At 69.7% G+C, this 23774-nt stretch carries 2 protein-coding genes (both only partly in view); both read left to right on the top strand.

Annotation, left to right across the window (positions count from 1 at the left end; translation table 11 throughout):
* A protein-coding gene (locus OHB00_RS44880; RefSeq protein ID WP_406443874.1) for an amino acid adenylation domain-containing protein crosses the window boundary here: on the top strand, positions 1-9425 show its 3' portion. 4372 nt of this gene lie to the left of the window's left edge; 9425 of the gene's 13797 nt are visible here — the last part of the coding sequence; the start codon falls outside the window, past its left edge; its stop codon occupies positions 9423-9425.
* A protein-coding gene (locus tag OHB00_RS44885) for a non-ribosomal peptide synthase/polyketide synthase (RefSeq protein ID WP_406443876.1) crosses the window boundary here: on the top strand, positions 9422-23774 show its 5' portion. Its footprint extends 8735 nt past the window's final position; the window shows 14353 of its 23088 coding nt (coding positions 1-14353); the start codon lies at positions 9422-9424; the stop codon falls past the right edge of the window. The genes OHB00_RS44880 and OHB00_RS44885 overlap by 4 nt, the downstream gene beginning before the upstream one ends.

Consider the following 23774-nt stretch of genomic DNA (forward strand, 5'->3'; position numbering starts at 1 on the left):
CGGAGGTGACGCTGCCGGCCAACGAGGCTGATCCGGTGGCCCGGTTGCTGGCTGTGGCCGGGGCGTGGATGGATCTGCGGCGGGCGCCGTTGCTGCGGGTGCACGTGGCGGCGGAGCCCGGAAGTGGGCGGTGGCTGGCGCTGCTGCAGGTGCATCACCTGCTGCAGGACCACACGGCGGCGGACGTGGTCCTGGGCGAGGTCGCCGCGTTCCTGGCCGGACGCGGCGACGAACTGCCGGCTCCACTGCCGTTCCGTGACTTCGTGGCGCAGGCCCGGCTGGGTGTGTCCCGTCAGGAGCACGAGGAGTACTTCGCGGCCCTCCTGGGGGACGTCACCGAGGCGACGTTGCCGTTCGGTCTCACCGACACCCGCGGCGATGGCACCGATCTGGAGCAGGGACGGCTGGCCGTGGACGACGGTCTGGCGGAGCGGGTGCGGGAGCGGGCGCGAGAGCTGGGGACGAGTCCGGCGACGTTGTTCCACGTGGCGTGGGCGCGGGTGCTGGCGAGTCTGTCCGGGCGTACGGACGTGGTGTTCGGGACGGTGCTGCTGGGCCGCATGAACGCGGGGCGGGGTGCGGAGCGGATACCCGGTCCCTTCATGAACACCTTGCCGGTACGGATGGACGTCGCGAACCTGAGCGCGCTGGACGCGGTGAAGGCGATGCGGTCCCAGCTCGCCGGCCTGCTGGTGCACGAGCACGCTCCCCTGTCACTCGCGCAGCAGGCCAGCGGCGTCGCACCTTCCGCTCCGCTGTTCACCTCGCTCTTCAACTACCGTCACAGCCGCAGGGCGGCGGTCAGCGCCGACGAGAGGCGGGCCCGCACGGACGGTACCGCGCTCCTGTTCGTCCAGGACCGAACCAACTACCCGCTGGTGCTCGCGGTGGACGACCTGGGAACCGGCTTCGAGCTGACGGTCGACGTGATCGCTCAGGTGGACCCGGGGCCGGTGTGCGCGTCGCTGCACACCGCTCTTGAGAATCTGGTTGCCGCCCTGGAGGCCGCACCCGAAAGGCCCTTGTCCAGGATCGAGGTCCTGCCCGATGCCGAGCGTGCGCACCTCCTGGCGGGCTGGAACGACACGGCCACCGAGACCGTCGACACGACGCTGCCCCAGCTGATCGACCAGTGGGTGACCAGCAGCCCCGATGCCGTGGCGGTGGTCCAAGGGGACGACCGCTTGACGTACGCCGAGCTGGACGCGCGAGCGGCCCGCCTGGCAGGTGTACTGGCCGCGCACGGGGTGGGCGCGGAGTCGGTGGTCGCGGTGATGCTGGAGCGGTCGCTCGACCTGGTGGTGGCGTTGCTGGCGGTGTGGAAGGCAGAAGGCGCCTATCTGCCCGTCGATCCGTCGTATCCCACCGAGCGGGTCGGGCTCATGCTGGCCGACGGCGGGCCGGTGTGTGCGGTGACCACCAGGGGGCTCGCCGGGATACTGCCGCGGGCACTGGATGTGCCTGTGGTGTGTGTCGACGACCCGGGCGTGGCCGAGCAGGCGGTGACGGCCGGACCAGCAGGGGTGGCGGAACCAGCGGTGGTGGCTGGGCCGGCGGCGGTGGCGGGGCCGGGCCGGCCCGACGCCGCGGCGTACGTGATGTACACGTCGGGATCGACGGGGCGGCCGAAGGGCGTGGTGGTCTCCCAGCGGGACGTGGTGGCACGGGCGATGGACCGGTGCTGGGAGGAGTCGGTGCCGACACGGGTCCTCGGCCATGCGCCGTACGCGTTCGACGCGTCGGTCTTCGAGTTGTGGGTGACCTTGGCGCGGGGCGGCACGGTCGTGCTGGCTCCGGCGGGCGAACTGGACGGCGGGCTGGTCCGAGCGCTGGTCGGTGCGCATGGGCTCAGCCATGCCTGGGTGCCGGCCGGACTGCTGAGGGTCCTGGCACAGGAGGACCCTGAGTGCTTCAGCGGCCTGCGGGAGGTGCTCACCGGAGGCGATGTGGTTCCGTCGCAGACGATGACGGCGGTGCTTGAGGCCTGTCCGGGACTGACGGTACGGCCCGTGTACGGGCCGACGGAGACGACGTTCTGTGTGACCCAGTACGCCGTCGAGGGCGGCCCGGCGGTTCCGGAGACGCCGCCGCTCGGCCGGCCGATGGACAACACCCGTGTCTGTCTTCTCGACGGTGGCCTGCGGCCGGTGCCGCGTGGGGTGGTGGGTGAGCTGTACCTGGCGGGGGCGGGCCTGGCGCGGGGTTACCACGGTCGGCCGGGGCTGACGGCCGAGCGTTTTGTCGCCTGCCCGTTCGGCGCGCCCGGCGAGCGCATGTACCGGACCGGGGATCTGGCGCGCTGGACGGCCGACGGCCAGCTGGTCTTTGCCGGACGGGCCGACGAGCAGGTGAAGATCCGCGGGTTCCGCGTCGAACCGGGTGAGGTCGAGGCTGTGCTGTCCGGCTGCCCGGGCATCGCCCAGGCGGTGGTCGTCGTGCGGGAGGACACTCCTGGGGACAAACGCCTCACTGCCTATGTGGTTCCCGACCATGTGGTGCCCGAAGCCGGAGACGGCTCCGCGGCGGAATCCCACCTGCCCGCGGATCCCGTCACCTTCATGGGGCGGCTCCTGCCGGAGTACATGGTGCCGTCAGCCGTCGTGGTGCTCGACGAGCTGCCGATCACCGCGAACGGGAAGGTGGACCGGGCCGCCCTGCCCGCGCCGGAGTACAGCTCGACAGGGAGCAGCCGCAGGCCCGCCACCGCCGACGAGGAGATCCTCTGCCACCTCTTCGCCGACGTCCTGGGCCTGGAACAGGTGGGGGTGGAGGACGACTTCTTCGAACTGGGTGGCCATTCGCTGCTGGCGACGAGGCTGGTGTCCCGGGTCCGGACCGTTTTCGGGGTCGACGCAGGTGTCCGGATGTTGTTCGAGGAGCCGACGCCGGCCGCTCTGGCGGCGCGGATCAACGCCACCGCTCCCGCCTGGGTGGGCTTGGCGCCGTGGGAGCGGCCTGAACGGGTGCCGTTGTCGTTCGCCCAGCGCCGGTTGTGGTTCCTGGCGCAGCTGGAGGGGGCGAGCCCGACTTACCACATCCGGGCGGCGTTGCGCCTGAGCGGGCGAGTCGACGTCGATGCGCTGGGAGCGGCGCTGTCGGACCTGGTCGCCCGCCACGAGGTGTTGCGCACGGTGTTCCCCGTCGTGGACGGAGAGCCGTTCCAGCAGGTGCTGACGCCTGCTGAGGTGGGTGAGGTGCTGCAGGTCGCACAGGCCGCAGAGGAGCAGGTGGCGGATCTGGTGGCGGCCGAGACGGGACGCGCATTTGAGCTGGCGGCGGAGATCCCGTTGCGGGCTCTGCTGGTCGAGACCGGTCCGGACGTGTATGTGCTGGTGCTGGTGCTGCATCACATCGCGGGGGACGGCTGGTCGATGGGTCCGCTGGCCCGTGATCTCTCCCAGGCGTATGCGGCGCGGTGCGCGGGGCGTGAGCCGGGCTGGGAACCGCTGCCGGTGCAGTACGCCGACTACACCCTGTGGCAGCGGGAGCTGCTGGGTGCGGAAGAGGACCCGGACAGCGTGCTGGCGGGCCAGGTCGGTTACTGGCGGGAGACGCTGGCGGGGGCTCCGGAGGAGCTCGTGCTGCCCACGGACCGGCCGCGTCCGGTGGTGGCGTCGCACCGGGGTCACACGGTGGCTCTCGATGTTCCTGCCGAGGTGCATGCGCGGCTGGTCGCGTTGGCGCGTGAGCAGGGTGTCACGCTGTTCATGGTGGTGCAGGCGGCGCTGGCGGTGGTGTTGTTCCGGCTGGGCGCGGGTGAGGACATCCCGATCGGTACGGCGGTGGCGGGCCGGACGGACCAGGCCTTGGACGACCTTGTCGGGTTCTTCGTCAACACCCTTGTCCTGCGGACCGATCTGTCCGGCGACCCTTCCTTCACCGACGTGCTCACACGGGTACGGGAATCCAGCCTGGCCGCCCTGGAACACCAGGACGTGCCGTTCGAGCGGCTGGTGGAGCTGCTGGCGCCGGGCCGCTCCCTGGCCAGGCATCCGCTGTTCCAGACCATGTTCACCTGGCAGAACAACGCCACGGCGGCTCTGCACCTGCCCGGCGTACAGGTGAGGCCGATGGCGGCCGGTGAGATGCCGGCCAAGTTCGACCTGGATGTCACCTTGGGCGAGGCCCCGGGCGGGGGCGGTCGGGCCAACGGGTTGTCCGGGTCGATCACGGGTGCGGCGGATGTGTTTGATGTGGCGTCGGTGGAGGGGGTTGCTGGTCGTTTGGTGCGGGTGTTGGGGGCGGTGGCTGTGGATCCGGGTGTGCGGGTGCATGAGGTGGATGTGTTGTCGGGGGGTGAGCGGGAGCGGGTGTTGGTGGAGTGGAGTGGGGTGGGTGTTGTGGGTTCGGGTGTTGTGGTGCCGGTGTTGTTTGCGGGGCGGGTGGCTGTGGATCCGGGTGGGGTGGCGGTGGTGTGTGGGGAGGGGGAGGTGACGTTTGGGGAGTTGGATGAGCGGGTGTCTCGGTTGGCTGGTGTGTTGGTGGGTCGGGGTGTGGGTGTGGGGTCGGTGGTGGGGTTGTGTGGGGAGTTGGGTGTGGGGTTGGTGGTGGGTTTGTTGGCGGTGTGGCGGGTGGGGGCGGCGTGGGTGCCGTTGGATCCGGGGGTTCCGGTGGAGCGGTTGGTGTTCATGGTGGTGGACAGTGGTGTGGGTGTGGTGGTGGGTGATGGGGAGTCGTTGGCTGGGTTGGTGGGGTTGTTGCCGGCTGGGGTGGGTGTGGTGTGTGCGGATGATCCGGAGGTTGCGGTGGCTTCGGAGGTTGCGGTGGCTGTGGGGGTGGAGGTGGGTGGTGATGATTTGGCGTATGTGATGTATACGTCGGGTTCGACGGGGGTGCCGAAGGGTGTTGAGGTTTCTCATGGGGGTGTGGCGGGTTATGTGGGGTGGGCGGTTGAGCGGTATGGGGTGGGTGTGGGTGGTCGGGTGCCGGTGCATTCGTCGTTCGGTTTTGATCTGACGTTGACGAGTGTGTTGTTGCCGTTGGTGTCGGGGGCGGCGGTGGTGTTCGGTGGGCGTGGTGGTGTGGAGGGTCTGGCGGGTTTGTTGGAGGAGGGTGGGGGGTTTTCGTTGGTGAAGGTGGTTCCGGCTCATCTTCCGTTGCTTGGGGAGCAGGTGTCGGCTGGGAGGTTGGCGGGGTTGGGGGCTCGGGTGGTTGTGGGTGGGGAGGCTTTGGGTGGTGGGGTGGTGAGGTCGTGGCTGGATCGGGCGCCGGGGACGGTTGTTGTCAATGAGTATGGGCCGACGGAGGCGGTGGTGGGGTGTTGTGTGTTCGAGGTGGGTGTGGGGGAGGTGGTGTCGGAGTCGGTTCCGGTGGGTCGTCCGGTTCCTGGGGTGTCGGTGTTTGTGTTGGACGGGTGGTTGCGGCCGGTGGCGCCGGGTGTGGTGGGTGAGTTGTATGTGGCTGGGGTGCAGTTGGCGCGGGGGTATCGGGGTCGTCGGGGGTTGACGGCGGAGCGGTTTGTGGCGTGTCCGTTCGGGGCTCCGGGTGGGCGGATGTATCGGACGGGGGATCTGGCGCGGTGGACGGCTGATGGTCAGTTGGTCTTCGCCGGGCGGGCGGATGATCAGGTGAAGGTTAGGGGGTTCCGGATCGAGCCGGCGGAGGTCGAGGCCGTGTTGCTGGCGTATCCGGGGGTCGTTCACGTTGTCGTGATCGCTCGTGAGGACACACCCGGTGACCAGCGGCTCGTCGCCTACGTGGTGCCCGAAAGCGCAGACACCGCTACGGCGGATCGCCCCCTGCCCGCGGAACTGCGTGCCTTTGCCGGGCAGCGGTTGCCGGAGTACATGGTGCCGTCGGCGGTCGTGATGCTGGACGCGGTGCCGTTGACGGTGAACGGGAAGGTGGACCGAACCGCGCTGCCGGCGCCGCAGTCCACGGCCGGCGAGGGCACGCGTGGACCGGCGACCGTGGCCGAGGAGATCGTGTGCCAGGCGTTCGCCGAGGTGCTGGGCCTGGAGCGGGTCGGGGCCGAGGACAACTTCTTCGAACTCGGCGGCCACTCCCTGCTGGCGGTGTCATTGCTGCAGCTGCTGCGGGACCGGGGGTTCGGGGTGTCGGTCCGGACCCTGTTCGAGGCACCGACTCCGGCGGCCCTGGCCGTGGCCGGAGCCGTCGCGGACGTGGAAGTGCCGCCGAACAGGATCCCCCAGGACACCCAGGTGATCCGACCGGAGATGCTGCCGTTGGTGGAGCTCACGCGTTCACAGATCGGCTTGATCTGTGAGGCGGTGACAGGCGGCGCCGGAAACGTGGCGGACGTCTATCCGCTCGCCCCGCTGCAGGAAGGCATCTTCTTCCACCACCTTCTTGCCAGGCCCGGCGAGGCGGATGTGTATCTGACCCCGACGGTGCTGGCCTTTGACGGTCGCGAGCGGTTGGACGCCTTCGTGACGGCACTCCAGCGGGTGGTGGACCGGCACGACATTCACCGGACAGCCCTTGTGTGGGAGGGGCTGCCTGAGCCGGTGCAGGTGGTGTGGCGCCGTGCGGTCGTCCCCGTCACGGAAACAACGGTGCCGGAGGGTGTGCGCGGGCAGGAAGCAGCCGCGCACCTGCTCGACGCGGCCGGCTCGTGGATGGATCTGCGGCTGGCGCCGTTGCTGCGGGTGCATGTGGCGGCGGAGCCGGGCGGCGACCGATGGCTGGCGTTGGTGCAGGTGCATCACCTGCTCCAGGACCACACGGCACTGGAGGTGGTGATGGGTGAGGTCGCCGCGTTCATGGCCGGACGCGGTGACGACCTGCCGGCGCCGCTGCCGTTCCGTGACTTCGTGGCCCAGGCCCGCCTCGGGGTTCCCCGGGAGAAGCACGAGGAGTACTTCACCGGTCTTCTGGGTGATGTCACGGAACCGACGCTGCCGTTCGGCCTGTTGGACGCCCATGGTGATGGTTCCGGTGTGCGGCGGGCACGACTGGCCGTGGACGACGGCGTGGCGCGGCGGTTGCGGGAATCGGCGCGTCGGCTCGGGGTGAGTCCGGCGACGTTGTTCCACGTGGCGTGGGCGCGGGTGCTGGCGAGTCTGTCCGGCCGTACGGACGTGGTGTTCGGGACGGTGCTGCTGGGCCGCATGAACGCGGGTGCGGGCGCGGAGCGGGTTCCGGGGCCGTTCATGAACACTCTGCCGGTACGGTTGGACGTCTCGGCCCTGGACGCGGCCGGCGCGGTCAAGGCCATGCAGTCCCAGCTGGCCGGCCTCCTGGCCCACGAACACGCACCCCTTGCACTGGCCCAGAAGGCCAGCAGCGTCCCACCGCAGGCACCCCTCTTCACTTCCCTGCTCAACTACCGGCACAGCGACCGCCCCCGCCGGGCCGCCGGGACGTCCGGTCACGAGGTAGCGGCCGACAAAAAGGGTGGGGGCGGGCAGCGCCCTATGCAGATGCTGTTCAGCTCGGACAGGACCAACTATCCGGTGACGGTGTCCGTGGATGATGCCGGGTTGGGGTTCGGGTTGAGTGTGGATGCTGTTGCTCCGGGTGATCCGGAGTTGGTGTGTGGGTTGTTGGAGGTGGCGGTTGAGGGTTTGGTGGCGGTGTTGGAGGGGGCGGCCGGGACGCCGTTGGGTGAGGTTGGAATATTGCCCGGTGAGGTGCGTGAGCGGGTGGTGGAGGGGTGGAACGAGACGGGTGTGGTGGTGCCGGGGGTGACGTTGGCGGAGTTGTTCGAGGCGCAGGTGGTGCGGTCTCCGGGTGTGGTGGCGGTGGTGTGTGGTGAGGAGCGGGTGACGTTTGCGGAGTTGGATGAGCGGGCGTCGCGGTTGGCGGGGGTGCTGGTGGAGCGTGGGGTGGGGCCCGAGTCCGTGGTGGGGGTGATGTTGGAACGGTCGGTTGATTTGGTGGTGGCGTTGCTGGGGGTGTTGAAGGCGGGTGCTGCGTATCTGCCGATTGATCCTTCGTATCCGCGGGAGCGGGTTGCGTTCATGGTGGCGGATGCGGGGCCGGTATGTGTGGTGACGGCTTCCGGTGTGGAGGGTGGTGAGGGTGGTGGGGGTGTTGGTGTGCCGGTGGTGGGGCGGGTGTGTTCTGGTGGTTCTGGTGGGGCGGCGTATGTGATGTATACGTCGGGGTCGACGGGGGTGCCGAAGGGTGTGGTGGTGTCGCATGCGGGGATTGTGAACCGGTTGTTGTGGATGCAGGACCGGTTCGGGTTGGGTGCGGATGATGTGGTGTTGCAGAAGACGTCGGTGAGCTTCGACGTGTCGGTGTGGGAACTGTTCTCACCACTACTGTCGGGTGCTCGACTGGTGTTGGCGCGCCCCGGGGGGCATGGCGACCCGGCGTACCTGTCCGAGCTGATCCGCGCGGAAGGGGTCACGACGGCTCACTTCGTGCCCTCGATGCTGGACGCCTTTGTGGAAGGCGGCGATCCCGCCGCATGGGGAACCTTACGGCGGGTGGTGTGCTCGGGTGAGGCACTGTCGGGCGCGTCGGCCGAGCGGTTCGCCCGGGTGTGCGGTGCCGAGTTGTACAACTTCTACGGGCCGACGGAGGCCTCGGTCGAATGTACGGCTGGGGCGTGGACGGGCGAGTCAGGAGCCGTTCCGATCGGAACGCCGATCTGGAACATGCGGGTGTTCGTGCTGGATGGGTGGTTGCAGCCGGTGCCACCAGGCGCGGTCGGGGAGTTGTACATCGCGGGGGTGGGGCTGGCCCGCGGCTACCACGGCCGTACGGGGTTGACGGCGGAGCGCTTCGTGGCCTGTCCGTTCGGAAGTCCTGGCGAGCGGATGTACCGGACGGGGGACCTGGTCCGCTGGACGGCCGACGGTCAGGTCGTCTTCGTGGGGCGTGCGGACGGACAGGTGAAGGTTCGCGGTTTCCGGATCGAGCCGGGTGAGGTCGAGGCCGTCCTGACCGCTCATCCCGATGTCGCCCAGGCCGTGGTGACGACCCGCGACGACCTGCCCGGCGGCCACCGACTGGTCGCCTATGTCGTCCCCGGCGACGGAGACGGGAACGCGTCCCACGAGGCAGAGGAGGAGCTGTTCGCCGACCTGCGGGCCTACGCCGCGGGGCGGTTGCCCGGCTACATGGTCCCCGCTGTGTTCGTGTCCTTGCCGGAGCTGCCGTTGACCGTCAACGGCAAGCTCGACCGTGCCGCCCTTCCTGAGCCGCGACGGGCGGCCGCGGGTGCCGGGCGGGAGCCGGCCACTCCTGAGGAGCGCCTGCTGTGCGAGGCGTTCGCGGAGGTGCTGGGCCTGGAGCGGGTCGGGGCGGACGACGACTTCTTCGACCTTGGTGGTCACTCCCTGCTGGCCACTCGCCTCGTGTCCCAGGTCCGGGCCGCCCTCGGCGTCGAGGTGGGGGTCCGAACACTGTACGAGGCGCCCAGTCCGGCGGCCTTGGCGGCCCGGCTGGGAAGTGAACGGAAACCCGTCCGGCCGGCATTGCGCCCCATGCGGAAAGAGAGGGAAGCCGAATGATTCCGCTGTCGTTCGCCCAGCGCCGGTTGTGGTTCCTGGCGCAGCTGGACGGGCCGAGTGCGACCTACAACCTGCCGGTGGCAGTAGGTCTGTCAGGGCAGATCGACACCGAGGCGCTGGGCAGGGCACTGACGGACGTCATCGCTCGGCACGAGGTGCTCCGCACCGTCTTCCCGGCCCGTGACGGAGAGCCGTACCAGCGGGTGCTGTCGCTGAGCGACGCGGGGCAGGTACTGCGCACCGCCGTGGCTGCCACGGAGGCGGAGGCGGCGGATCTGGTGGCCGCCGAGACCCGGCACCGGTTCGACTTGGCGGCGGAGATCCCGTTGCGGGCCCTGCTGGTCGAGACCGGTCCGGACGTGTATGTGCTGGTGCTGGTGCTGCATCACATCGCGGGGGACGGCTGGTCGATGGGTCCGCTGGCCCGTGATCTCTCCCAGGCGTACGCGGCGCGGCGTGCGGGGCGTGAGCCGGGCTGGGAACCGCTGCCGGTGCAGTACGCCGACTACGCCCTCTGGCAGCGGGAGCTGCTCGGTGACGAGGACGATCCGCAGAGCCTGCTGACCCGCCAGGTGTCGTACTGGCGGCAGATGCTGGCCGGGGCACCCCAGGAACTCACACTCCCTACGGACCGCCCGCGCCCACCGGTGCCCTCGCACCGAGGCCACGCGACGACACTTGACATCCCAGCAGACATCCACGAACGGCTGGTGGCGATCTGCCGTACCAGCGGTGCCAGCATGTTCATGGTGGTGCAGGCGGCGCTGGCGGTGGTGTTGTCCCGGCTGGGCGCGGGTGAGGACATCCCGATCGGTACGGCGGTGGCGGGCCGGACGGACCAGGCCCTGGACGACCTTGTCGGGTTCTTCGTCAACACCCTTGTCCTGCGGACCGATCTGTCCGGCGACCCTTCCTTCGAGGACCTGCTGGCCCGGGTACGCGAAGACAGCCTGCAGGCGCTCGACCACCAGGACCTCCCCTTCGAGCGCCTGGTCGAAATCCTCGCCCCGGACCGGTCCTTGGCCCGGCACCCGTTGTTCCAGGTCATGCTCACCGTGCAGAACAATGCCGGCGCCGCTCTGAAGCTGCCCGGCCTGGCCGTCAGGGTGCTTTCCACCCAACAGGAGTCGGCGAAGTTCGACCTTGAGATCACCCTGGGCGAGGTTTTCCGGGACGGCCGCCCCGCAGGGCTGCGAGGGGTGGTCACGGGTGCGGCGGATGTGTTTGATGTGGCGTCGGTGGAGGGGGTTGCTGGTCGTTTGGTGCGGGTGTTGGGGGCGGTGGCTGTGGATCCGGGTGTGCGGGTGCATGAGGTGGATGTGTTGTCGGGGGGTGAGCGGGAGCGGGTGTTGGTGGAGTGGAGTGGGGTGGGTGTTGTGGGTTCGGGTGTTGTGGTGCCGGTGTTGTTTGCGGGGCGGGTGGCTGTGGATCCGGGTGGGTTGGCGGTGGTGTGTGGGGAGGGGGAGGTGACGTTTGGGGAGTTGGATGAGCGGGTGTCTCGGTTGGCTGGTGTGTTGGTGGGTCGGGGTGTGGGTGTGGGGTCGGTGGTGGGGTTGTGTGGGGAGTTGGGTGTGGGGTTGGTGGTGGGTTTGTTGGCGGTGTGGCGGGTGGGGGCGGCGTGGGTGCCGTTGGATCCGGGGGTTCCGGTGGAGCGGTTGGTGTTCATGGTGGTGGACAGTGGTGTGGGTGTGGTGGTGGGTGATGGGGAGTCGTTGGCTGGGTTGGTGGGGTTGTTGCCGGCTGGGGTGGGTGTGGTGTGTGCGGATGATCCGGAGGTTGCGGTGGCTTCGGAGGTTGCGGTGGCTGTGGGGGTGGAGGTGGGTGGTGATGATTTGGCGTATGTGATGTATACGTCGGGTTCGACGGGGGTGCCGAAGGGTGTTGAGGTTTCTCATGGGGGTGTGGCGGGTTATGTGGGGTGGGCGGTTGAGCGGTATGGGGTGGGTGTGGGTGGTCGGGTGCCGGTGCATTCGTCGTTCGGTTTTGATCTGACGTTGACGAGTGTGTTGTTGCCGTTGGTGTCGGGGGCGGCGGTGGTGTTCGGTGGGCGTGGTGGTGTGGAGGGTCTGGCGGGTTTGTTGGAGGAGGGTGGGGGGTTTTCGTTGGTGAAGGTGGTTCCGGCTCATCTTCCGTTGCTTGGGGAGCAGGTGTCGGCTGGGAGGTTGGCGGGGTTGGGGGCTCGGGTGGTTGTGGGTGGGGAGGCTTTGGGTGGTGGGGTGGTGAGGTCGTGGCTGGATCGGGCGCCGGGGACGGTTGTTGTCAATGAGTATGGGCCGACGGAGGCGGTGGTGGGGTGTTGTGTGTTCGAGGTGGGTGTGGGGGAGGTGGTGTCGGAGTCGGTTCCGGTGGGTCGTCCGGTTCCTGGGGTGTCGGTGTTTGTGTTGGACGGGTGGTTGCGGCCGGTGGCGCCGGGTGTGGTGGGTGAGTTGTATGTGGCTGGGGTGCAGTTGGCGCGGGGGTATCGGGGTCGTCGGGGGTTGACGGCGGAGCGGTTTGTGGCGTGTCCGTTCGGGGCTCCGGGTGGGCGGATGTATCGGACGGGGGATCTGGCGCGGTGGACGGCTGATGGTCAGTTGGTCTTCGCCGGGCGGGCGGATGATCAGGTGAAGGTTAGGGGGTTCCGGATCGAGCCGGCGGAGGTCGAGGCCGTGTTGCTGGCGTATCCGGGGGTCGTTCACGTTGTCGTGATCGCTCGTGAGGACACACCCGGTGACCAGCGGCTCGTCGCCTACGTGGTGTCGGCGGCCGACGGTGATGACGCCGCTCTGGCGGTGGAGTTGCGGGCGCACGCGGGCGAGCGACTGCCGGGCTACATGGTGCCGTCCACTGTGGTGGTACTCAGCGAAATGCCGTTGACGGTGAACGGGAAGGTGGACCGAACCGCGCTGCCGGCGCCGCAGTCCACGGCCGGCGAGGGCACGCGTGGACCGGCGACCGTGGCCGAGGAGATCGTGTGCCAGGCGTTCGCCGAGGTGCTGGGCCTGGAGCGGGTCGGGGCCGAGGACAACTTCTTCGAACTCGGCGGCCACTCCCTGCTGGTGGTGTCGCTGGTGCAGCGGCTGCGTGAGCGGGGACTGGGCGTTTCGGTACGGACACTGTTCGCGACGCCCACCCCGGCGGGGGTGGCCGCTTCGAGCGGCGCTCCGGTGACAGAGGTGCCGCCGAACGGGATCCCGGACGGGGCGCGGCACATCACCCCCGAGATGCTGCCGTTGCTGGACCTGACCCCGGCGCAGGTGGAGTCGGTCTGCGCGGCGGTGGAGGGTGGGGCGGCGAACGTGGCGGACATGTATCCGCTCGCCCCGCTGCAGGAAGGGATCTTCTTCCATCACCTGCTCACGGCATCGGGCGACGCGGATCCGTATCTCTTCTCCTTCGCCATGGCCCTGGACACTCGCCTGCGAGTGGACGGTCTGCTGTCGGCGTTGCAGCACGTGATGGACCGGCACGACATCTACCGGACCGGGGTCGTGTGGGAGGGGCTGCCCGAGCCGGTGCAGGTGGTGTGCCGCCGTGCCGTCCTGCCGGTGACGGAGGTGGTTCTGCCGGGTGACGGGGACGCTGCGGCCGAACTGCTGACGGCGGCGGGTTCGTGGATGGACGTCCGTCGGGCGCCGTTGCTGCGGGTGCATGTGGCGGCGGAGCCGGGCAGTGACCGGTGGCTGGTGCTGGTGCAGGTGCATCACCTGCTCCAGGACCACACGGCACTGGAGGTGGTGATGGGTGAGGTCGCCGCGTTCATGGCCGGACGCGGTGACGACCTGCCGGCGCCGCTGCCGTTCCGTGACTTCGTGGCCCAGGCCCGCCTCGGGGTCTCGCGTCAGGAGCACGAGGAGTACTTCACCGGGCTGCTCGCCGATGTCACGGAGCCGACGCTGCCGTTCGGCCTGTCCGACGTCCGGGGCGACGGGACCGGAGCGGAGCAGGAGCACCTGATGGTCGAGGACGCCCTCGCGCGGAGGGTGCGGGGGCAGGCGCGTCGACTCGGGGTGAGCCCCGCGACGCTGTTCCACGTGGCGTGGGCAAGGGCGCTGGCCAGCCTGTCCGGCCGTACGGACGTGGTGTTCGGGACGGTGCTGCTGGGCCGTATGAACTCGGGGACGGGCGCGGACCGCATCCCCGGGCCCTTCATGAACACGCTGCCGGTACGGTTGGACGTCTCGGCCCTGGACGCGGCGGGCGCGGTCAAGGCCATGCAGGCCCAGCTGGCCAGTCTGCTGGCCCACGAGCACGCGCCCCTGACGTTGGCCCAGAAAGCCAGCGGTGTCCCCGCGCCCGGCCCCCTGTTCACCTCGCTCTTCAACTACCGTCACAACCGACGGCCGGGCAACGCCCCTCGCGTGCCCGACAGCGAGAACCCGGGCTTGGGCGTGCTGTTCGTGCAGGAGCGCACCAACTACCCCCTCGCTGTGGCGGTCGACGACAGCGGCTCGGACTTCCGGCTGACCGCGGAAGCGGTGGCGCCGGGGGAGCCGCGAACGGTGCTGGACGCGCTGCACACCGTGATCGCGGAACTCGTCGGGGCCCTGGAGGACGCCCCTGAGACTCCGCTGCGTGAGGTCGAGGTTCTCTCCTCGTCCAGCCGGGCGCTGATGGTGGCGGACTGGAACGACACGGCGGTGCCGGTCGCGGACGTCACATGGCCGGAGCTGTTCGCGGAGCGGGTGGCGGCCGCGCCGGATGCGGTGGCAGTGGTGTGCGGGGCGGCGGAGCTGACATACGCCGAACTGGACGAACGGGCCGCACGGCTGGCTGAGGTCCTGACGGGGCTGGGCGTTGGCCCTGAGTCGGTGGTGGCGGTGGTGATGGACCGCTCGGTGGACGTGGTGGTGTCCGTGCTGGGCGTGTGGAAGGCGGGGGGCGCCTATCTGTTCGCCGAGCCGGGCCTGCCGGCCGAGCGGGTGGCGTTCATGCTGACGGATGCGGCAGTGGCGTGCGTGGTGACCGGGACCGCGCGCACCGATGTGCTGCCCACGGAACCGGGCGTGCCGGTGGTGTGTCTGGACGACCTGCCGGTGACCGGCGCGATGGACAGGGACACCGCGCGGATGAAGCCCCCGCAGGTCGCACAGGGGGCCAACGCGGCGTACGTGATGTACACATCCGGCTCTTCGGGACTGCCGAAGGCCGTGGTGGTGAGCCAGCGCAGTCTGGTGAACCTGGTGGCGGGCCTCGGCCCGGTGGCCGGGGCCGGCCCGGGTGTGGGCATGCTGCAGTTCGCGTCGTTCGGTTTCGACGGATCGGTGCTGGACCTGGCGGTGGCGCTGGCATCGGGTGGGCGGCTGGTAGTGGCGACCGCGGCGGAGCGGGCCGACCCTCGACTCCTCGCCGAACTGGTGAACCGGTCTAAGGTGGCCGTGGCGAGCGTCGTCCCGTCACTGCTGTCCGCCCTGGACGCGCGAGCCCTGGACGGGCTGAGGCGGGTCCTGGTGGGCGGGGAACTGCTCACCGGGGAGCTGGCCCGGGAGTGGTCGGACGGCAGGGAACTGGTCAACACCTACGGACCGACCGAGGCAACGGTCATGGTCACCACCACACCGGTGGATCCGGCTCGGCCCGGCCTCCCGCCGATCGGCCGGCCCCTGGCCAACACCCGGATGTACCTCCTCGACGCTTCGTTGCGGCCGGTGCCGCCGGGAGTGGTGGGAGAGGTGTATGTGGCCGGGGCACAACTGGCGCGCGGATACCAGGGCCGGTTCGCGCTCACGGCGGAGCGGTTCGTGGCGTGCCCGTACAGCGGTCCGGGCGAGCGGATGTACCGGACGGGGGACCTGGGACGCTGGACCGCCGACGGCCGGCTCACCTTCGCCGGGCGGGCGGACGACCAGGTGAAGCTACGGGGCTTCCGCGTCGAACCGGGTGAGGTCGAGGCCGTGCTGGCCGCCTGCCCCTGGGCCGCCCGGGTCACCGTCGTCGTCCGGGAGGACATCCCCGAGACCCTGCGCCTGGTGGCCTACGTCGTGCCGGAGCACGGCACCAGCGTCGTCGACCTGCCCGGTGAACTGCGCGCCTTCGCGGCTGAGCGGCTGCCGGAGTACATGGTGCCCGCCGCGGTCGTGGTCCTGGAGACACTGCCGTTGACGGTGAACGGGAAGGTGGACCGGGCCGCGTTGCCGGCGCCGGAATATGCGGCGGCCGATGGTGGGCGGGGTCCTGCCACGGTGGCCGAGGAGCTCATGTGCGGGGCGTTCGCCGACGTACTCGGTGTGGATCACGTCAGTGCGGACGGCAACTTCTTCGAGCTGGGCGGGCATTCACTCTTGGCTGCCCGCTTGGTCTCGCGGGTGCGGTCGGTGTTCGGCGTCGAGCTGGGTGTCCGCGCGCTGTTCGAGTCGCCGACGCCGGGGGAGTTGGTGGCGCGGGTCACTGGTGCGGGTCCGGCGCGGGTGGGGTTGGCGCCTCGGGAGCGGCCTGAGCGGGTGCCGTTGTCGTTCGCGCAGCGGCGGTTGTGGTTCCTGGCGCAGTTGGAGGGGCCGAGTCCGACGTACAACATGCCGGTGGTACTGCGGCTGGGTGGTCGGGTCGACGTTGTGGCCTTGGGGCGGGCGTTGTCCGATGTGGTGGGGCGGCATGAGGTGTTGCGTACGGTGTTTCCTGTTGATGGGGGTGAGCCGTTCCAGTGTGTGGTGGCGCCTGGTGAGGTGGGTGAGGTGCTGCGCGTCGTGCGGGCCGGCGAGGGTGAGGTTGCGGGTCTGGTGGCGGCTGAGGTCGGTTATGGGTTCGACCTGGCGGTCGAGGTTCCGTTGCGGGCTCTGTTGATCGAGACCGGTGCGGATGCGGGTGTGTTGGTGGTGGTGTTGCATCACGTGGCGGGTGACGGTTGGTCGATGGGGCCGTTGGCCTGTGACATCTCCCGGGCGTACGCGGCTCGATGTGCGGGACACGAGCCGGGGTGGTCGTCGTTGCCGGTGCAGTACGCGGACTACACGTTGTGGCAGCGGGAGTTGCTGGGTGGTGAGGAGGATCCGGAGAGCGTCCTGGCTGGGCAGGTGGCGTACTGGCGGGAGGCGTTGGCGGGGGCTCCGCAGGAGCTTGTGCTGCCGGTGGATCGGGCGCGTCCGGTGGTGGCGTCGCATCGGGGGCATGTGGTGGCGGTGGATGTGCCTGCGGAGGTGCATGCTCGGCTGGTGGTGTTGGCGCGTGAGCAGGGTGTGACGGTGTTCATGGTGGTGCAGGCGGCGTTGGCGGTGTTGTTGTCGAGGTTGGGTGCGGGTGAGGACGTTCCGGTGGGTACGGCGGTGGCGGGGCGGACGGATCAGGCGTTGGATGATCTGGTCGGGTTCTTCGTGAACACGTTGGTGTTGCGTACTGATGTGTCGGGTGATCCGACGTTCGCGGAGTTGCTGGGTCGGGTGCGGGAGGCGGGTCTGGCGGCTCTGGAGCATCAGGATGTGCCGTTCGAGCGGTTGGTGGAGTCGCTGGCTCCGGATCGTTCGATGTCCCGGCACCCGCTGTTCCAGGTCATGCTCACCGTTCAGAATCTCGGCCGAGCACAGCTGGAAATGCCCGGCCTCACGGTGGCGCCGATGGCCGCCGGTCTGGCCGCGGCCAAGTTCGACATCGAAGTGAACTTGGGCGAGGTCTACGACGATGACGGCCGTCCGCTGGGAGTGCGGGGGTCGGTAACAGGGTCGGCGGACCTGTTCGATCCGGAGAGTGTCGAGAAGCTCGCCCAGCGGTACGTACGGGTGTTGTCGGCGTTGGTGGCGGATCCGTTGGTGCGGGTGGGTGGGGTTGAGGTGTTGTCGGAGGTGGAGCGTGGTCGGGTGGTGGTGGGTTGGAACGACACGGGGGTGGCTGTTCCTGATGTGACCTGGCCGGTGTTGTTCGCGGGGCGGGTGGCTGTGGATCCGGGTGGGGTGGCGGTGGTGTGTGGGGATGAGGAGGTGTCGTTCGCTGAGTTGGATGAGCGGGCGTCGAGGTTCGCTGGGGTGCTGGTGTCTCGTGGGGTGGGGCCTGAGTCCGTGGTCGCGGTGATGTTGGAGCGGTCTGTTGACTTGGTGGTGGCGTTGTTGGGGGTGTGGAAGGCGGGTGCTGCGTATCTGCCGGTTGATCCGTCGTATCCGGGGGAGCGGGTGGCGTTCATGGTGGCGGATGCGGGGCCGGTGTGTGTGGTGGCGGCTTCCGGCGTGGGGCCGGAGTTGGGTGTGCCGGTGGTGTGTGTGGATGATCCGGGTGTGGTGGGTGCGGGGGTGCTGCCGGTGCCGGTGCCGGTGCCGGTGTCTGCGGATGTGGCGGCGTATGTGATGTATACGTCGGGGTCGACGGGGGCGCCGAAGGGTGTGGTGGTGTCTCAGCGGGATGTGGTGGCGCTGGTCTCGGATGGGTGCTGGACGGAGCTGGGGCGGGTGTTGGGGTATGCGCCGTATGCGTTTGATGCGTCGGTGTTTGAGTTGTGGGTGACGTTGGGGCGTGGTGGGACGGTGGTGCTGGCTCCGGCCGGTGACCTCGACGGTGAGGCGATTCGGTCGTTGGTTGCTGTGCATGAGTTGAGTCATGTGCATGTGACGGCGGGGTTGTTGCGGGTGTTGGCGGATGAGGATCCGGGGTGTTTTGGCGGGTTGCGTGAGGTGCTGACGGGTGGGGATGTGGTGCCGGCGGGGTCGGTGGCGAAGGTGTTGGAGGCGTGTCCGGGTGTGGTGGTGCGGCATTTGTACGGTCCGACGGAGATCACGTTGTGTGCCACGCAGTGCGTGACCGGACAGGGTGAGGGGATACCTGCGGTGCTGCCGATCGGGCGGCCGTTGGACAACACCCGTACGTATGTGCTCGATGGGTATCTGCGGCCGGTGCCGCCCGGGGTTGCGGGGGAGTTGTATGTGGCGGGGGCTGGTCTGGCCCGGGGTTATCAGGCCCAGTCGGCCCTGACGGCGGAGCGTTTTGTGGCGTGTCCGTTCGGGGCTCCTGGTGAGCGGATGTACCGGACGGGGGATCTGGCCCGCTGGACCGCGGGCGGTGAGCTCGTCTTCGTGGGACGCGCGGACGAGCAGGTGAAGATCCGGGGGTTCCGGGTCGAGCCCGCTGAGGTCGAGCAGGCCCTGGCCGCCCATCCCGGTGTCGCCCAGGCTGTCGTCATCGCCCGTGAGGACACCCCCGGCGACAAGCGCCTCGTCGCCTACGTGGTGCCCGAGGGCGGAGACGTCGCTGCGGAGGATCGGCTCCTGACCGCGGATCTGCGGGCCTACGCGGAGCAGCGGCTGCCGGAATACCTGGTCCCGTCCGCTGTGGTGGTGCTGGACGCGTTGCCGCTGTCGGCGAACGAGAAGGTGGACCGGGCCGCACTGCCGCTGCCGGTGTACGCGAGGACCGATGGCGGGCGTGCGCCCGCGACCGTCGTCGAAGAGATCATGTGCGGGGCCTTCGCCGACGTGCTGGGCGTGGACCGTGTGGGCGTGGACGGGAACTTCTTCGAACTGGGCGGCCATTCGCTGCTTGCCATGCGGTTGGTGTCGAGGGTGCGTTCGGTGTTCGACGTCGAGTTGAGCGTGCGGGCCCTCTTCGAGGCTCCGACGCCGGCGGGTCTGGCGGTGCGGATCGGCGCCGCGGGTCCTTCGCGCGCAGGCCTGGTACGGCACGCGGAGCGGCCCGATCGGATGCCGCTGTCGTTCGCGCAGCGGCGGTTGTGGTTCCTGGCCCAGCTGGACGGCTCCAGCTCCACGTACAACATGCCGATCGTGCTCCGCCTGACCGGGCGGCTGGACACCGGGGCGCTGCGGGCGGCCCTGCGTGACGTGGTGGAGCGGCACGAGGTGCTGCGGACCGTATTCCCTGCGCCGGACGGGGAGCCGTGCCAGCGTGTGCTCGACATGGGCGCGCTGGCGGAGACCATGCGCCTGGTCACTTCCGCCACCGAGGACGACGTGGCGGCTCTGGTGGCGGCCGAGACGAGGTACGGGTTCGACCTGGCGGTGGAGACCCCGCTGCGGGCTCTGCTGATCGAGACCGGCCCGGACGCGCATGTGCTCGTGGTGGTGTTGCATCACATCGCGGGGGACGGCTGGTCGATGGGGCCGCTGGGCCGTGACTTGTCCGTGGCGTATACGGCGCGGTGTGAAGGGCGTGAGCCGGGATGGGAGCAACTGCCGTTCCAGTACGCCGACTACACCCTCTGGCAGCACGGGCTGCTCGGCAGCGAGGGCGACCCCGGGAGCGTCCTGTCCCGGCAGGTGACGTACTGGCGGAAGTCGCTCGCGGAGACTCCGCAGGAGCTGGAGCTGCCGGTGGACCGGCCGCGTCCGGTGGTGGCGTCGCACCGGGGTCACACGGTGGCTCTCGATGTTCCTGCCGAGGTGCATGCGCGGCTGGTCGCGTTGGCGCGTGAGCAGGGTGTCACGCTGTTCATGGTGGTGCAGGCGGCGCTGGCGGTACTGCTGTCCCGGCTGGGCGCGGGTGAGGACATCCCGATCGGTACGGCGGTGGCGGGCCGCACGGACCAGGCGCTGGAAGACCTCGTGGGGTTCTTCGTCAACACACTCGCGCTGCGCACCGATGTGTCGGGTGACCCCACCTTCGCGGGGCTGCTGGAGCGGGTGCGGGAGACCAGCCTGGCCGCTGTGGAGCATCAGGATGTGCCGTTCGAGCGGCTGGTGGAACTGCTGGCCCCGGACCGGTCGCTCTCTCGCCACCCGCTGTTCCAGGTCATGCTCACCGTCCAGAACCTGGGGCAGGCCAGCCTGGAGCTGCCCGGCCTCCAGGTGGCGCCGATGGCCGCCGGCCCGGCGCCGGCGAAGTTCGATCTGGATGTGACGGTCAGTGAGGTGGTCGACGACGAGGGCCGTCAGCTGGGGCTGCGGGGGTCGGTGACCGGGGCGGCGGACCTGTTCGACGCGGAGACGGTCACCCTGCTCACCGAGCGACTGGCACGGGTACTGGAGGCCGTTGCCACCGACGTTCAGGTGCGGGTCAGCCGGGTGCCGGTACTGTCGGCTGCCGAACGGCAGCAGGTGGTGACGGACTGGAACGACACTGCGGTGCCGGTCGCGGAGGTGACCTGGCCGGTGTTGTTCGCCCAGCGGGTGGCTGCTGATCCAGGTGCGGTGGCGGTGATCTGCGGGGATGAGCAGTTGACGTACGCGGAGATCGACGAGCGGGCATCGCGGCTGGCGGCGGCGCTGACCGAACTGGGCGTCGGCGCCGAGTCGCTGGTGGCCCTGGTGATGCGGCGGTCGGCGGACGTGGTGGCCGCGATGGTAGGGGTGTGGAAGGCGGGAGGCGCCTATCTGTTCGCTGATCCGTCGCTCCCGGCAGGGCGGGTGGCGGCGATACTGGCGGACGCGGGGCCCGCGTGCGTGGTGACCACCAGCGACCTGGCGGAGACGCTGCCGCCGGAGATCTCCGCACCGGTACTGCGGGTGGACGAGCTCGGGCAGGCGGCGGAACCCGCCAAGGAGCCGCTGCCGGGACGGCCGGATGCGGCGGCGTACGTGATGTACACGTCGGGCTCGACGGGACGGCCGAAGGGCGTGGTGGTCTCTCACACCGCCGTGGTGCATCTGGTGGCGGCCCTGGGTCCGGTGGCCGGGGTCGGGCCCGGGACGGGGATGCTCCAGTTCGCGTCGTTCGGCTTTGACGGCTCGGTGTTGGACATGGCCGTGACACTGGCGTCCGGCGGGCGGCTGATGGTGGCGACCACGGCGGAACGCGGGGACCCCGTGCTGCTGGCGGACGCAGTGAACAGGGCGGAGGTGTCGGTGGCGAGTGTGGTTCCCTCGCTGCTGGCAGTCATGGACCCGGACGCGGTGGCTTCCCTGCGACGTGTGCTGGTGGGCGGCGAGTTGCTCACCGCCGAGCTGGCGCGGGTGTGGGCGGACGGTCGGCACCTGGTCAACACGTACGGGCCGACCGAGGCGACGGTCATGGTCACCACCACCTCGGTGGAGGGCGATCCCGTTGTCGCACCGCCGGTCGGCAGGCCCGTGGCGAACATGCGCACGTATGTGTTGGACCGGTGGCTGCGGCCGGTTCCGCCGGGAGTGGCGGGGGAGCTGTATGTGGCCGGGGCGGGTCTGGCGCGGGGGTATCTGGGTCGTCCGGCGTTGACGGCGGAGCGGTTTGTGGCGTGTCCGTTCGGTGGGCCGGGTGAGCGGATGTACCGGACGGGGGATCTGGCGCGCTGGTCCGCGGATGGTGAGCTGGTGTTCGTTGGGCGCGTGGATGATCAGGTGAAGGTGCGGGGGTTCCGGGTGGAGCCGGGCGAGGTCGAGGCGGTGGTGGCTGCTCATCCGCAGGTGGGACAGGCGGTGGTGGTGGCTCGTGAGGATGTTGGCGGCAGGCAGTTGGTGGCGTACGTGGTGGCGGCCGAGGGGGCTGCTGCCGACGGTCTGCCTGCGGGGGTGCGGGCGTTCGCCGCTGATCGGTTGCCGGAGTACATGGTGCCGTCGGCGGTGGTGGTGCTGGACGCGGTGCCGTTGTCGGTGAACGGGAAGGTGGACCGGGCCGCTCTGCCGGCGCCGGAGTACGGCTCGGCTGGTGGCGGTCGGGGTCCTGTCACAGTGGCTGAGGAGATCGTCTGCGAGGCGTTTGCTGAGGTGCTGGGTCTTGAGCGGGTGGGGGTGGAGGACAACTTCTTCGAGTTGGGTGGGCATTCGCTGTTGGCGGTGTCGTTGGTGCAGCGGTTGCGTGAGCGGGGGGTGGGGGTGTCGGTGCGGGCGTTGTTCGAGGCGCCTACGCCGGAGCGGTTGGCGGTGGCGGGTGGTGGTGGTGGTGTCGGTGGTGTGGTGGAGGTGCCGGCGAACGGGATCCCGGAGGGTGCGGAGGTGATCGCGCCGGAGATGCTGCCGTTGGTGGATCTGTCGCCCGCGCAGGTGGAGTTGGTGTGTGCGGCGGTGGAGGGTGGGGCGGCGAACGTGGCGGACGTGTATCCGCTGGCCCCGTTGCAGGAGGGCATCTTCTTCCACCACCTGATGGCCGGGCCTGGCACTGCGGATGTGTACCTGGCGCCGATGACGCTTGCGTTCGACGGGCGTGCGCGGCTGGACGGGTTCCTGTCGGCGTTGCAGCGGGTCGTGGACCGGCATGACATCTACCGGACAGGCGTGGTGTGGGAGGGGTTGCCGGAGCCGGTGCAGGTGGTGCGGCGTCGTGCGGTCGTCCCGGTGACGGAGGTGACGCTGCCGGCGAACGGGGCGGATCCGGTGGCCGGGTTGCTGGCCGTGGCGGGCGAGTGGCTTGATCTTCGGCGGGCGCCGTTGCTGCGGGTGCATGTGGCGGCGGAGCCGGGAAGTGGCCGGTGGCTGGCGTTGGTGCAGGTGCATCACCTGCTCCAGGACCACACCGGGCTGGAAGTGGTGATGGGTGAGGTCGCGGCGCTGATGGCGGGGCGTGGGGACGAGTTGCCGGTGCCGCTGCCGTTCCGTGACTTCGTGGCGCAGGCGCGGCTGGGCGTGTCCCGTCAGGAGCACGAGGAGTACTTCGCGGGTCTGCTGGGTGATGTGACGGAGCCGACGCTGCCGTTCGGCCTGTCCGACGCCCATGGTGACGGTACCGGCCTGAAGCAGGCTCGGTTGACCCTGGAGGACGGTCTCGCGGAGCAGGTGCGTGAGGTGGCCCGTGGGCTGGGAGTGAGTCCGGCGACGTTGTTCCATGTGGCGTGGGCGCGGGTGCTGGCGAGTCTGTCCGGCCGTACGGACGTGGTGTTCGGGACGGTGCTGCTGGGCCGCATGAACGCGGGTCGGGGCGCGGAGCGGATCCCCGGCCCGTTCATGAACACCCTGCCGGTACGGCTGGACACCGCGGCTCATGGCGCGGTCGACGCGGTCAGGGCCATGCAGTCCCAGCTGGCAGGTCTGCTGGTGCATGAGCACGCGCCGCTGGTGCTCGCGCAGAAGGCCAGCGGTGTACCCGCGCCGGCTCCGCTGTTCACCTCCCTGTTCAACTACCGCCACAGCGGGCGCACCAGGGACACCGACAGGCCGGTCGGAGGTCAGGGGATGCGGATGTTCCTGGCCCAGGAACGCACCAATTACCCGTTGGCTGTGGCGGTTGATGATCTGGGGGTTGGTTTTGGGGTGACGGTGGATGTCGTGGAGCCGGGGGATGCGGGGTTGGTGTGCGGTCTGCTGCGGACCGTGGTGGAGGGGCTGGTGACGGCACTGGGCGCTGAGGCGGCTGGGGCGCCGTTGGCCGGGATGGGTGTGTTGCCGGAGGGCGAGCGTGGGCGGGTGCTGACCGAGTGGGGTGATGGGGGTCCGGGGTCCGGGGCATCGGTGGCGGAGTTGTTTGCTGAGCAGGTGGGGCGTGCTCCGGGTGCGGTGGCGGTGGTGTGTGGGGGTGAGGAGTTGTCGTATGGGGAGTTGGATGAGCGGGCGTCGCGGTTGGCGGGGTTGTTGGTGGGGCGTGGGGTGGGGCTTG

Origin of the sequence: Streptomyces sp. NBC_00631 (genome assembly GCF_045206895.1) — a bacterium.
Classification (GTDB): Bacteria; Actinomycetota; Actinomycetes; order Streptomycetales; family Streptomycetaceae; genus Streptomyces.